Annotated in this window: 13 protein-coding genes; 3 read left to right on the plus strand and 10 right to left on the minus strand. The window is 68.0% G+C overall.

Annotated elements, in window-relative coordinates; all coding sequences use genetic code 11:
* A partial coding sequence (locus H7290_RS02735; protein ID WP_290512482.1) for a queuosine precursor transporter occupies positions 1–450 on the plus strand: 450 nt, incomplete at its 5' end.
* Here H7290_RS02735 and tgt read toward each other — a convergent pair.
* From tgt to H7290_RS02755, 4 genes are all read right to left on the minus strand, one after another.
* Positions 438–1,637, minus strand: coding sequence for a tRNA guanosine(34) transglycosylase Tgt (gene tgt, locus H7290_RS02740; protein ID WP_290512483.1), 1,200 nt, complete (start codon positions 1,635–1,637; stop codon positions 438–440). The two genes, H7290_RS02735 and tgt, sit on opposite strands and share 13 nt — an antisense overlap.
* Positions 1,638–1,649: 12 nt before the next feature.
* A complete protein-coding gene (locus H7290_RS02745) occupies positions 1,650–2,312 on the minus strand; it encodes a M50 family metallopeptidase (protein WP_290512484.1) in 663 nt (220 codons plus the stop codon).
* A gap of 14 nt (positions 2,313–2,326) precedes the next feature.
* Positions 2,327–2,731 carry a tetratricopeptide repeat protein gene (locus tag H7290_RS02750; RefSeq protein ID WP_290512485.1) on the minus strand — a complete coding sequence of 135 codons (405 nt, stop codon included), beginning with the start codon at positions 2,729–2,731 and terminating at the stop codon, positions 2,327–2,329.
* 64 nt (positions 2,732–2,795) lie between these two features.
* A complete protein-coding gene (locus H7290_RS02755) occupies positions 2,796–3,479 on the minus strand; it encodes a hypothetical protein (RefSeq protein WP_290512486.1) in 684 nt (227 codons plus the stop codon).
* A gap of 134 nt (positions 3,480–3,613) precedes the next feature.
* Here H7290_RS02755 and H7290_RS02760 point away from each other — a divergent pair, with 134 nt between their 5' ends.
* Complete coding sequence (locus tag H7290_RS02760; protein WP_290512487.1) at positions 3,614–4,744, plus strand: metallophosphoesterase; 1,131 nt, start codon at positions 3,614–3,616, stop codon at positions 4,742–4,744.
* Entirely contained in the window at positions 4,741–7,353 is a 2,613-nt protein-coding gene (locus H7290_RS02765) for an AAA family ATPase (RefSeq protein WP_290512488.1), read from the plus strand. The genes H7290_RS02760 and H7290_RS02765 overlap by 4 nt, the downstream gene beginning before the upstream one ends.
* A 5-nt stretch (positions 7,354–7,358) precedes the next feature.
* Here H7290_RS02765 and H7290_RS02770 read toward each other — a convergent pair whose 3' ends face one another.
* The 6 genes from H7290_RS02770 to H7290_RS02795 form a co-directional block, all read right to left on the minus strand.
* Positions 7,359–8,006 carry a DUF998 domain-containing protein gene (locus tag H7290_RS02770; protein ID WP_290512489.1) on the minus strand — a complete coding sequence of 216 codons (648 nt, stop codon included), beginning with the start codon at positions 8,004–8,006 and terminating at the stop codon, positions 7,359–7,361.
* Positions 8,007–8,014: 8 nt separating this feature from the next.
* Positions 8,015–9,202, minus strand: coding sequence for a cystathionine gamma-synthase (locus H7290_RS02775; RefSeq protein WP_290512490.1), 1,188 nt, complete (start codon positions 9,200–9,202; stop codon positions 8,015–8,017).
* A complete protein-coding gene (locus H7290_RS02780; protein WP_290512491.1) occupies positions 9,199–10,575 on the minus strand; it encodes a cystathionine beta-synthase in 1,377 nt (458 codons plus the stop codon). The genes H7290_RS02775 and H7290_RS02780 overlap by 4 nt, the downstream gene beginning before the upstream one ends.
* A gap of 106 nt (positions 10,576–10,681) precedes the next feature.
* On the minus strand, positions 10,682–11,206 hold the full coding sequence (locus tag H7290_RS02785) for a hypothetical protein (protein ID WP_290512492.1): 525 nt from the start codon (positions 11,204–11,206) through the stop codon (positions 10,682–10,684).
* 215 nt (positions 11,207–11,421) lie between these two features.
* A complete protein-coding gene (locus H7290_RS02790; RefSeq protein WP_290512493.1) occupies positions 11,422–11,958 on the minus strand; it encodes a DUF6318 family protein in 537 nt (178 codons plus the stop codon).
* 123 nt (positions 11,959–12,081) lie between these two features.
* Positions 12,082–12,576 (minus strand): TM2 domain-containing protein, encoded by a 495-nt coding sequence (locus tag H7290_RS02795; protein WP_290512494.1) that lies wholly within the window; start codon positions 12,574–12,576, stop codon positions 12,082–12,084.
* Positions 12,577–12,597 lie beyond the last annotated feature (21 nt).

The raw sequence follows: 12,597 nt of genomic DNA on the forward strand, positions 1-12,597 counted from the left end.
CGGGCGATCTTCACCGGTTTCGCCATGGCAATCCTGGCGGCGCTGACCTTCCTCGTGGTCGACCACGCGCCGGCCGCGTCGTTCTACCCCAACCAGGACGCCTACTCCGCGGTGCTCGGCTTCGTGCCGCAGATCGTCCTCGCGAGCGTGCTGGGCTACGTGACCGGCCAGTTCCTCAACTCCTACGTCCTGGTGCGGATGAAGGCCCGAAGTGCCGAGCCGCGTCTGTGGGCACGGCTTGCGAGCTCGACGGGCGTCGGCGAAGCGGCAGACACCCTGATCTTCTGTGCCATCGCGTCGTCGGCCATCGGCATCACGACGATGGGCGGGTTCTGGAACTACTTCGTGGTGGGCTTCGTCTACAAGTGCGGCGTCGAGCTGCTCGTCATGCCCCTCACCGTCGTCGTCATCCGCCTGCTGAAGAACCGCGAGCCGTCCTACTGGGAGTAGAACCGGGCCAGGACGTCGGCCTTCAGGTCGGCGAACGACCCGTCGTCGATGGCGTCGCGCATGCGGTCGACGAGCCTGACGGTGAAGCGCTCGTTGTGGATCGTCGCGAGGGTCGCCGAGATGAACTCGTTGGTCTTGAACAAGTGGTGCAGGTAGGCCTTGGAGTAGTGCGCACACGTGTAGCAGTCGCATTCTGGGTCGATCGGGCCGAAGTCGCGCCGCGACGCAGCAACGTTGAGGTTGTATCGGCCTGACATGGCGTAGACCCGTGACGACCGTGCCACCCGTGAGGGGCTCACGCAGTCGAACGTGTCGCAGCCGTTCTCGACAGCCGTGAACAGGTCGTCCGGCTCGCCGATGCCCAGGAGGTGGCGCGGCTTGCCGGGGGGCAGCTCGGAGTTGACCCACCGGACGATGTCACCGAGCCGCTCCTTCTCGATGGCTCCACCGACCCCGAAGCCGTCGAAGTCCAGCGCAGCCAGGCTTCGCGCCGCGTGGCGCCTCAGGTCTTCGTGCTGCGCACCCTGCACGACGCCGAACAGCGCCTGCCTGGGTTTGCCGACCCGCTCGGCGGTGAGTCGCTCGTGCTCGACGACGCACCGCTCGGCCCACGCCTGGGTGCGCGCGAGCGACTCCTCCTGGTAGGCGCGTGTGTTCATCAGCGTCGTCAGCTCGTCGAACGCGAACATGATGTCGGCACCGAGCTGGTGCTGGATCTGCATCGACACCTCGGGGGTGAACCGGTGCATCGAGCCATCGACGTGCGACTTGAACGTGACCCCGTCGTCATCGACCGTGGCCAGCCGTTCCTTGCCCGGCGCGATGACGTCGTCGGCTTCGACCCCGGCCCCGGCGCCGGCCATCGACAACGTCTTCTGGAACCCGGCGCCGAGCGACAGCACCTGGAACCCACCCGAGTCGGTGAACGTCGGGCCGCGCCAGTTCATGAACGCCCCGAGCCCGCCCGCCTCGTCGATGATGTCGGCACCGGGCTGCAAGTAGAGGTGGTAGGCGTTGGCGAGGAGTGCCTGGGCGCCCAGGTCGGCCATCGACTCAGGCAGCACGGCCTTCACCGTGGCGCGGGTGCCGACCGGGATGAAGGCGGGTGTGCGGATGTCGCCGTGCGGGGTCGAGATGGTGCCCGTGCGTCCGAGGGCCCCTTCGAGCTGCGTACCGACGGTGAACATCGGGCCAGTCAATCAGGCGTCGGGCCGAACCAGCCAGATGGCACCGGCCAGCGCACCGACGGTGATGGCGAGGAAGAGGAGGTTCCACAGGGGCGCCGGCAGGTGGGTGAGCCGCGCCAGCACGTCAGCGTCGGTCGTGCGGGTGCGCACCCGGCGGCGGTGGGTCCACAGGTCGAGGACGGTGCGCGGTGCGGCGGCGAGCAGGAACCACGCGAACGTCAGCGCCGCGAAGTCCTGGATTCGCTCTGGTGCCCGCCAGATCAGCAACGACACAGCCGCCGCACTGAGCGCAACGACGAGGAGCCCGAACCAGTTGCGAATGAACACCAGCATGAGCGCCAGCGTCGTCAGCCCGGCGTAGAGGGCCCACGGCGTATGACCGCGTTCCACGAGCAGCACCGACACGAGGCCCAGGGCAGCCGGGGCGAGATAGCCGGCAGCAGCGGTGGCGATCATGCCCGGGCCGCGTGGCTTGCCGCTGGACACCGTCAGACCGGACGTGTCGGTGTGCAGGCGGATGCCGTTGAGCCGGCGCCCCGTCAGCAGTGCCACGACGGCGTGCCCGCCCTCATGAACAAGGGTCACGACGTGCCGGGTGGCTGACCACACTTGTGGAATGACGACCAGTGCCACGGCCACCGCCCCGGCTGCCCACGTGGCATCCAGCTGGCCCAACGTGTCCAGTGTCGTCAGCCGGTCTGTCGGTCGACGAGCTCGATGCGGGTCGAGTCGCGGTCGGACGAGCCCATGGCCGCGGCAAGGCGGTGGTGCACGGCACCCTCGCGGTGGCGGCTCTGGCGGTCGAGCGTCAGGCCGAGAGCGGTGCGAGCCCAGGCGCTGGTCGGCTCGAGCTCGACGAGCCGTCCGAAGGCTTCCTCGGCGGGCGCGAGCAGCGCGGCGGCAAAGTGGGCGCGGCCCAGCAGCTCCCACGCGGCCGGGTTGCCGGGCTCGGCGTCGACGACCCTGCGCAGTACTCGTGCGGCATCCCGGGGGAAGCGCGAGTCGAGCAGCTCCTCACCGGTGCGGAACGCGTCGAACACCGTCATGTCAGCGATGGTGTCGTCGGTGATGTTCGGGGTCATGTAGATGGTCATGAAGCCTCCTTCCAGGGCGTCGCCGGCGTCAACATCGCTCTGAGGTCATTCATTCCGTGGCCGTTCATTGGGTGGCCACGGTGGGCGCAGGCGCTGGTGTCGGCGTGGGTGTTGGCGCGGGGGTCGGGGACGCCGTCCGGGTGGGCGTGCCGGTTGACGCGCTGGGCGAGGGCGCGGTGGTGCTCGCCGGCGCAGTCGGGCTGCTGGTGGTCGCGGGCGGGCTGGGCGTGTTCGTCGACGCGTCAGGCGAGGGCGACGGTCGCTGCTTGCCGTTCGAGCCACCGAACGTGTCGCCCAGCGTCGTGCCGTCGCCACCGTCGAGGGTGTGGCCGGACACGAGCTCGTACGTGGAGATGGCCGCGAGCGCCAGCAGGAGCACCACGACAGACGTCACGATGAGGGTCTTCCAGTGCAGGCGTCGGGGTCCGTCCGACACGAGCTCGGCCCGCACGGCGGGAGAGTCGATCTCCTCGACCTCCTCGATGGCTTCGGCGATGTCGCCGTCCTCGACCCGTCGCTGAATCGTGGTGCCGCTCGCGGTCGTGACGAGCAAGGTGCGTCCCTTGTCGAGCGTCCGCCCGTAGAACGCGGTGCTGATCGTCACGACGAAGCTGCCGAGGGCCGCGCCGACGATGGTGCCGCCGATGCCCAGGCGAGATGCGATGAAGGCCGCCGTGACGGCAGCCAGGACGCTGGCAGCGACCTGAAACCAGGAGACCTCTGCGAGCAGGCCACGACGGCGGGACATGGGGTCAGCCTAGGAGGTCGGGTCGAACGTACTCGAGCTCGTGCGACTCGTAGGCCGTGCGTCATGGCCGAGCACCCGAGCCCGTGTGGCGCGTGTCGGGGCGCAGTGACGGTGTCGCCCGATACGGTCGACGTATGCGATTCGTGGCGACGGCTGACTGGCAGCTGGGCATGACCGCGCACTACCTGGGCGCCGAGGCTCGTCCACGCTACGCCGAGGCGCGGCTCGAGGCCGTGCGCCGCATCGGTGCGGTGGCGGCCGAGCACGACGCCGAGCTCGTCGTGGTCGCGGGCGACGTGTTTGAGTCCAACCTGCTCGACCGCACGATCCTGCTCCGCGCCTTCGAAGCGTTGCGTACGTTCACCGTGCCCGTCTACCTTCTGCCCGGCAACCACGATCCGCTCGATGCCGGCTCGATCTACACCTCCGAGCTCTTCCGCAGCCAATGCCCGCCGCACGTGCACGTCCTCGATCGAAGCGGCGTGCACGAGGTCGCGCCGGGGGTCGAGCTGGTCGCCGCTCCATGGCCCAACAAGAACCCCAGGGTCGACCTGGTCGCCGCATCGATCGTCGACCTAGCCCCTCCCGAGGGTGTTCTCCGAATCCTGGTGGGTCACGGCGCGACCGACAGCCTCAACCCCGACGCCACGTCGCTCGCCACGATCGTCGAGGCAGGCCTCACCTCTGCGCTCGGCGACAGTCGCCTGCACTTCGTGGTGCTCGGCGATCGTCACTCGACGTTCGAGGTCACCGACCGTGTCTGGTACCCGGGAACGTCCGAGGTCACCGCGCGCCGCGAGAACGCGCCCGGCAACGTGCTCGTCGTCGACCTCACCCCCACCGGCGCTCAGGTCACACCGGTGCATGTGGGTCGATGGCGCTACCTGGTGCACCGTGCGCCGCTCGACAGCGACGCCGACATCGATGCGCTGCAGGCCGCACTCGAGGCGATGCCCGACAAGCACCGCACTGCGCTCTGGCTCGTGCTGGAGGGCACGCTCACCGTGACGCAGAAGGCGCGCCTCGACGTGTTGCTGGGCGACCAGGGGGCGTTGTTCGCACGGCTCGGCAGCTGGGAGCGTCACGAAGACCTCCATGTCGTGCCCGACGACGCCGACTTCGCCGATCTCGGCCTCACCGGGTTCGCCGACGACGCCGTCAGCGAGCTGCGCGCCTTGGCCGGGGCCGATGGCGATGCTGACGCCGCCGAGGTCGCCCGCAACGCACTTGCGCTGCTGGTGCGGCTGAGCGGAGCGCCGACGTGAGGATCATCCGCATGCGGCTCAAGGACTTTCGCAGCATCGAGGAGTCGGAGGTGCGCTTCGACGCGGCCAACATCACGGTGGTCGAGGGTCCCAACGAGAGCGGCAAGTCATCCATCGCCGATGCACTGGCGATCCTGCGCCTTCACAAGGACTCCACGAACAAGAGCGTGGTCAAGAACCTCAAGCCCGTCCATCGCGACGTCGGCACCGAGATCGAGCTCGAGGCTCAGTCAGGTCCCTACCACTTCACCTACTTCAAGCGGTACAACTCCCAGCGGTCGACGACGCTCTCGATCCACGAGCCCGTCGTCGAGTCCTTCACGGGCGACGCGGCCCACGAGCGGGCCAACGCGATCTTCGACGAGACGCTCGACGCGCAGCTGTGGGACGCGCTGCAGATCACCCAGGGACAGTCGCTGCTCCAGCCGCTGCTCGCCGACATCGAGCCGCTCAAAGGTGCACTCGAATCGACAGGGGAGGACCCGGGCAGCTCGGGCGGAGGTGGACTCCTCAACCGTGTCGCCGATGAACGTCTGCGCTACTTCACCGAGACGACCGGCAAGCCGAAGGGCGATTACGCCGCGGCAATCAACGAGGTGGAGCGTCTCGAGGGCGAGGTCACACGCCTCACCGACGACGTCGACAAGGCCGACCGTCTCGCTACCCAGTTCGCGCGCAACGGCAAGGATCTGCTGGAGAAGAAGGTCGCCCAGGTCGACAAGGCCGAGCAGGTCGCCGACCTCGAGGCCCGCAGCGGCGCGCTTGGCGATCTGCGCAGCGCCTTCGAAGTCGCCGAGCTCACCCTCGCCAAGGCAGAGGTCATCGCCGAAGCGGCGGCTTCGGCCGCAACGGTGCGCACGACCCTCGTCGACGAGCTCGATGCAGCGCGGGTCTCGCGTGATTCGGCAGCCGGTCAATTGGCCGTGCTGACCACCGATCTGCAGCCGCACATCGACCGCTACGAGTCCTCCGTGGTGACGCTCGGTGAGATCAAGGCGGTCGTTCTCGCCGCCGCAGAGGCCAGTCGACTCGCCGCCGACCACCTCTCGCGAGCAATGGCGGTCACCGACCTCGCGTCCGTCGTCGACCGGTTGCAAAGGGCCGACGCCGCCCGGTCGGAGGTGCAGGACCTGGTCACGTACCTCGACACCCACTCGATCGACGAGACGGTCATCAGCGAGATGGCCGCGGCGCAGCTCGCGTTGACCACCGCGGCATCGCGCCGGGACGCGGTGGCTCCTCGCCTGACCGTCGAGCAGCTCGGAGCCGAGCAGGTCACCGTCGACGGCGTGGTGGTCGACGGATCGGCCCAGAGGTCAGTCGTCGCTGACACCCTCGTCGAGGTGGGTGGCATCGTGCGGGTGCGGGTCGTCCCGGGCGACGACGCAGCAGGTGGCTCGTCCGACGTCGCCGACGCCGAGGAGAAGTACGCAGCCCTGCTGCGGCAGCATCACGTCGGCAGCCTCGAGGCCGCGCAGTCGGCATCGGCCGAGCGATCCTTTCAGTCGGCGCGGCTCGCCGAGGTGCGCGTCGAGCTCGCGTCAGCGCTTGGCGACTCGAGCCACGAGGCACTGATGCAGCAGCACGCCACCTTGCTGGCACGGGTCGGGTCGCTCCCACCCGTTGCTGATGACGACACCGGTGATGCGCAGGCGGCGGACGAGGTGGCCGAGGCGGCCGAGGTCGCGCTGGAGACTGCCGTTGCTGAGGCCTCCGCGGCCCAGGTCGAGGTCGACATCGCGCGCGAGGCTCGCGATGCGGCGACGCAGGGTTCGCTCCGAGCGACCCAGCAGGCCGAGATGCAACGTGTCTGGCACGACGACCTCGAGCGCCGACTCACGTTGGCCCGGAAGCGGCAGGGCGACGACGACGTCGAGGCCCGCCGTGTCGCGCTCCTCACCGAGCTCGGGGTGGCGGTAGCCGGGGTCGACGCGCGCCGGACGGCTCTCGCGTCGGCTGACGCCGACATGCTCGAGGCTGAGCTCACCAACGCGCGTGGGTCCCTGGCTCGTCTGACCACCGACGTCTCGGACATCGAGGCCAGCCAGAACCAGCTGCTCGGCCAGCTTGAGGCGACGGGTGCGAACGGGCTCCAGGACGAGTTCGACGCCGCCACGGCCGACCTCGAGGACGCGCGCCGGCTGCTGATGTCCACGACGGCGCGCGCTCGGGCGGCCCGGCTCCTGCACGCCACCTTGTCGGCCCACCACTCCGAGGCGCAGCGGCGCTACGTCGCACCGTTCAAGCAGGCGATCGAGGCCCTCGGGGCGACGGTCTTCGGCAAGGGCTTCACTGTCGCCGTCGGGCCAGCGCTCACGATCGACTCACGCACGCTCGATGGCAAGACCCTCCCGTTCGATCAGCTCTCCGGAGGCACTCGCGAGCAGCTGGCAATCCTCGGCCGCCTTGCATGTGCACAGCTCGTCGACCCTGCCGAGGGCGCTCCGTTGGTCATCGACGATGCCTTCGGCTACGCCGACGACGACCGGCTGCTGGCGATGTCCCAGGTGTTCAACCTTGTCGGCCAGACGGCGCAGATCATCATCCTCACGTGTTATCCGCGTCGCTTCCAGGACATCGGCAACGCTCACACGGTTCGGCTGACCTGACTTCGTCAGCCCCGACCCCGTGATCGCGCCTCTGAGAAGGCCGCCAAGGCTACGACCGAGACCCAGGTGTACCCGGGCCAGAGTGCCAGGCGTTCGAAGGCACCTATCGACGACGACGCGTCGGTGACGACGAGCGTGAAGAACACCGCCACGCCGATCGCGGAAAGGGCGGCGACGGCGAGAGTCGACCGGCCCATCCTCGGATGCGTGCTGAGCAGGCCCACGCCGAGCAGCAGCAGCGCCGTGGGTTGTGCGAGGAAGATCGGCAGGGCGACGAACGAGTGGAGGTAGACGTTCTCGTTGCCCGGCACAAGCCCCACGGCGATCGAGCCCAAACCAGAGATCGACCAGGCGATCATGGAAGCGGTGAGGGCTCGGCCGGCCGGGCGCCGCAGCCCGAGCAACAGTGCGCCGATCGCGAGGGTGCACCCGAAGTAGACGAAGCCGACGTTCATCAAGGCATGCCACGGCGAGCAGAGGGCGGCGCCGTCAAGCATCCGGCACCGGGTGTAACCGAGGTCGCTGATGGTGTTGTCGACGTAGGAGTAGGACGCCGACGCTCGCCGGCCGACGATGAGCTCGAGGGCGATGATGAGCGGCTGCATCGTCCAGACGGCAGCACCGATGACCCAGAGTCCAGCGCCGGGGCGCACCGGCGTGCTCAGCGCAGTGCCTGCTTGAGGTCGTCGATCAGATCAGCGGTGTCCTCGATGCCGACCGAGAGTCGGACCAGGTCATCCGGCACTTCGAGCAAGGTGCCGGCGGTCGAGGCATGCGTCATGGCGCCGGGGTGCTCGATGAGCGATTCGATGCCACCAAGACTCTCCGCGAGGGTGAAGAGCTTGGTGCGGGCGCACAAGTCGTGCGCGGCCCGCTGCCCGCCCTTCAGCCGGACCGAGATCATGCCGCCGAACCTGCTCATCTGCCTGGCCGCGACCTCGTGTCCGGGGTGGCCCTCAAGGCCTGGGTAGAGCACCGACGCGATGGCCGGGTGGCTCTGGAGCACCTCGACGATGGCCTCGGCATTGTCGCAGTGCTTGTCCATGCGGACGGCGAGAGTCTTGGCCCCGCGGAACGTCAGATAGGCATCGAACGGGCTCGGCACCCCACCGGCGCCGTTCTGCAGGAAGGCGAAGTGCGAGTCGAGCTCTTCGTCGTCGGTGACGAGGACTCCTCCGACGACATCGGAGTGCCCGCCGATGTACTTCGTCGTCGAGTGCAGGACGACGTCGGCCCCCAGGGCGAGGGGTTGCTGGAGGTAGGGCGACGCGAAGGTGTTGTCGACGACCAGCTTGGCGTCGGCGGCATGGGCGATCTGCGAGATGGCGGCGATGTCGCCCACGTTGAGCAATGGGTTGGTGGGTGTCTCGATCCAGACGAGCTTGGTCGTTGGTGTCACGGCGGCTCGGATGGCGTCGAGGTCGTTGACGGCAGCGGGTGTGTACGTGACGCCCCACTGGCTGAAGACCTTGTCGATCAGGCGAAAGGTGCCACCGTAGGCGTCGTCGGGGATGACGAGGTGGTCGCCAGGGCGCAGCATCGACCTGAGAGCGCAGTCGGTCGCGGCCATGCCTGAGCTGAACGCGCGTCCGTGCGCTCCGTTCTCCAGAGCAGCGAGGTTGGCCTCGAGGGCCGTGCGGGTGGGGTTGCCGGTACGGGCGTACTCGTAGCCGCCGCGCATGTTGCCAACGCCGTCCTGCGCGAACGTCGAGCTGGCGTAGATCGGGACGTTGACGGCGCCTGTCTGCGGGTCGGGTTCGAATCCGGCGTGGATCGCGCGGGTCGCGAAGCCGTGGCTGCTGCCGCCGGCCTTGCCATTGGCATTGCCTTCGTCGTTCGTCGTGCTCATACGTGCACCCCAAGCAGGTCGTGGCGGGTAAGAACGCCTAGTGGTTTGCCGTCCTCGATGACCATCACGGCGTCACTCGTGGTGAGTGCCTTGAGGGCGTCGTCGAGACCCTCGCCTGAGCCGAGGAGGGGTAGCGCGGGCTCCATGTGCTGGGCGACGGAGTCGGTGAGCTGGGCGCGGCCCTCGAAGACCGCGCTGATCAGGGCGCGCTCGTTGACGCTGCCGGCGACCTCACCGATGACGACGGGGGGCTCCGCGCCGACGACGGGCATCTGCGAGACGTTGTACTCGCGCAGGATCTCGATGGCGTCGCGGATCGTCTCCGACGGGTGCGTGTGAACGAGCGCCGGCATCAGGCCGGACTTGCTGCGCAGCAGGTCGCCGACGCTCATCTGGTGCGCCACACCGTCGAGGGGCTCGTGCAGGAACCCGTAGGACGACATCCACTCGTCGTTGAAGATCTTGGCGAGATAGCCGCGGCCGCCATCGGGAAGCAGCACCACGATCAGTGCATCGGGGCCGGCCTTCTCGGCGACCCGGAGGGCGGCGACGGCGGCCATGCCACAGGATCCGCCGACGAGGAGGGCCTCCTCGCGGGCGAGGCGGCGGGTCATCTCGAAGGAGTCGGCATCGGACACCGCGATGATCTCGTCGGGAATGGTCGGGTCGTACGCGCTGGGCCAGAAATCCTCGCCCACCCCCTCGACGAGGTAGGGCCGGCCGGTGCCACCGGAGTAGACCGAGCCCTCGGGGTCGGCGCCGATGATCTTGACGGCGCCGCCGGAGACCTCCTTGAGGTAGCGACCGACGCCGGTGATGGTGCCGCCGGTGCCGACGCCGGCCACGAAGTGGGTGACCTTGCCGTCGGTGTCGGCCCAGATCTCGGGGCCGGTGGTCTCGTAGTGGCTCTGGGGGCCCGCCGGGTTGGAGTACTGGTCCGGCTTCCATGCGCCGTCGGTCTCGCGCACGAGACGGTCCGACACGCTGTAGTAGCTGTCCGGGTGGTCGGGCGGGACCGACGTGGGGCACACGATGACCTCGGCGCCGTAGGCGCGCATGGCGTTGCGCTTCTCCTCGCCGACCTTGTCGGGGCACACGAAGATGCACTTGTAGCCACGCTGTTGGGCGACGAGAGCCAGGCCGATGCCGGTGTTGCCCGACGTCGGCTCAACGATTGTCCCGCCGGGCTTGAGGGCGCCCGACGCCTCTGCGGCATCGACCATCTTCACCGCGATGCGGTCCTTGGCGCTGCCGCCGGGGTTGAGGTATTCGATCTTGGCGACCACAGTCGCGGATCCCGCGGGGGTGACCGAGTTGAGCTTGACCAGCGGGGTGTTGCCGATCAGCTCGACGATGTGTTCAGCAATGCGCATGGGGCCATTCTTGCACCCGTGCGCACGCCACCAGATGTGATGGGCTGCCGTTCACTTTCTCGCCGCGCGTGAAGGAGAACCCCTCACATCGTGAAGGTTTGGCGGGTCAGGGGGTGGTGAGGACGGGTGCGGCTTCCTTGACCTCGAGGATGGTGGTGGGTCCGGTGGCTTCAAGGGTCTGACCCAAGGTCTGCCATGGCCCGCCGTCGACACGGAACCTGACCTGGTAGGTGACGTCGACGCGAGGGTTGACCTTGTTCGCGGTGTTGCGGTAGCGGTGAGTGACGTCCATCGCAGGGTAGGGGCGGCCGGGCCTGGTGGTCGCGGCGCTGCTGCCGTCGCCGTGGTCCCAGCGGTAGGTGAGCGGGTCGGCGAGCAGGTCGATGTCGAAGCCGAGCAGGCTGATGCTGCGACGGAACTCCTGGGGGTTGGTGTAGAAGATCGTCTCGATGTTGACGAGTGTCTGCCGTCCGGGTTGGACGCGAACTTGGAGCCTTGGTAGCCCGATCTGCCTTACCGCTCGCAGGATGTCGCCCTGGGTCAGCTCGGGTGCATCGGGGTCCGGCTCCGGCTTCGGGTCAGCGGGGACAGCATCGCGGCACCCATACCGCGGGATGACCGGATCAACCATGCATACGTCGCTTACGAACAGATCAGGGGGAATCAATCTCGCGCCGTGCGTCTCCTTTGTGATGGGCACTAATTTTCTCTCGTAGGGAGAGTGCTTTCCGACGGTCAAAATCAGGGAGGCATCCTTTTGAACGGGTTTCACACGGACCTCCGCCGACGATGGCTCGACCGATGCAGCGAGAAATGCCGCAACGGTGGCAGCGATCATTGCTGCCCTCACGGCGCCGCCTGGAGTTCGAAGGTGTCAAGAATCCACGACCGCGATTGCTTGCGGAGGATGAAGGTCAGATCCGAACTTTCAGGGTGTCCAGCGTGGGGCTTTGAGTGCGCTGAGTCCAGAATTACGCCAGGCGGCGAAGACACCGAGCCGTAAACAATAGGTTCCAGCTTGCCGAAGTCCAGTTTGAGCACGCCGAGCTTCCAGTCGGAGTCTTTGAAGTAGCCGCCGGCTTTGTAGGTCCTTTCGTACAGGGTGATGTAGCTCTGGCAGCCTTCGCACATGGGCGAGGAGAGTCGGCGGAGCTCGGTTGTGTCTCCGGTGTTGGAGGCGTAGTTGAACACGTCGATGTAGTGCTTGACGAAGGCGGCAGCACCTTCACGTGTGTTGAGCTTCGCCTGGGCCGGCATGGTGGGTGCCGGGACGGTCGGCTTCGTGAGAGTGGGGCTGGAGCTGGATTCGGGAGCGCGGGGTGCGGGGTCGGAGCAGGCACCGAGGCCCAACAGGGCCAGCAGGACAATTCCCCCGAATCGCATGCCCGCAAGTTACCCAACATGCGCGGTATTCGTAAGCCCCAAGCCGCCGACCTGTGGACATCAGCCCGTCAGCACCATCATCGCGGCGCAGACACGCGGCATCCCGCGGCAGCGCGGGAGGGATCAGGGGCGGAGGGGGCGTCCCTGCGAGTCGTTGGGCTCCCCGGTCAGGATGATGATGCCGTCGACGAATGACCAGAGCGCGCCGATGCCGCAGGTCACGATGGCCACCACTAGCTGAGCGACGCCGACTCCGACATCGCCCATGTACATGCGCCCGATGCCGAACGGGACGAGCAGCTGCAGGAGCCCGGCGACGAGCTTCTGCTTGTCGGAGTAAGGCACGCCGGTCATGGGGTGCACGCCGTAAGGAGCGCCGGGACCGGCGCCGTAGACATAACCCGGAGGGGCGTAACCGGGCGGCGGTGGATACCCCGTCTGCTGCTGGCCGTAGTTCGGTGGCGGAGGAGGCGCGTAGCCCGGGGGAGGTGGATATCCACCTGGAGGCGGGTAGGTGGGAGGTGGGTTGGCCCGCCCGTGGTCGGGTTCCCCGCCGTCCTTCTCGAGGGAAACGGTTGGCTCGTTCTCGTCCTCGGGCTCCGGCGGGGTTGTCGTCATGGCCCCACCCTAGGACCCCGC

This window comes from Aeromicrobium sp. (assembly GCF_014378035.1).
Lineage (GTDB): Bacteria > Actinomycetota > Actinomycetes > Propionibacteriales > Nocardioidaceae > Aeromicrobium.

Bases quoted from the DNA above. Each gene is read 5' to 3' on its own strand.
- H7290_RS02775 (WP_290512490.1), bottom strand. From the start codon at position 9,202: ATGAGCACGACGAACGACGAAGGCAATGCCAATGGCAAGGCCGGCGGC.
- H7290_RS02795 (WP_290512494.1), bottom strand. From the start codon at position 12,576: ATGACGACAACCCCGCCGGAGCCCGAGGACGAGAACGAGCCAACCGTT.
- H7290_RS02755 (WP_290512486.1), bottom strand. From the start codon at position 3,479: ATGTCCCGCCGTCGTGGCCTGCTCGCAGAGGTCTCCTGGTTTCAGGTC.
- H7290_RS02780 (WP_290512491.1), bottom strand. From the start codon at position 10,575: ATGCGCATTGCTGAACACATCGTCGAGCTGATCGGCAACACCCCGCTG.
- tgt (WP_290512483.1), bottom strand. From the start codon at position 1,637: ATGTTCACCGTCGGTACGCAGCTCGAAGGGGCCCTCGGACGCACGGGC.
- H7290_RS02760 (WP_290512487.1), top strand. From the start codon at position 3,614: ATGCGATTCGTGGCGACGGCTGACTGGCAGCTGGGCATGACCGCGCAC.
- H7290_RS02790 (WP_290512493.1), bottom strand. From the start codon at position 11,958: ATGCGATTCGGGGGAATTGTCCTGCTGGCCCTGTTGGGCCTCGGTGCC.
- H7290_RS02750 (WP_290512485.1), bottom strand. From the start codon at position 2,731: ATGACCATCTACATGACCCCGAACATCACCGACGACACCATCGCTGAC.
- H7290_RS02785 (WP_290512492.1), bottom strand. From the start codon at position 11,206: ATGGTTGATCCGGTCATCCCGCGGTATGGGTGCCGCGATGCTGTCCCC.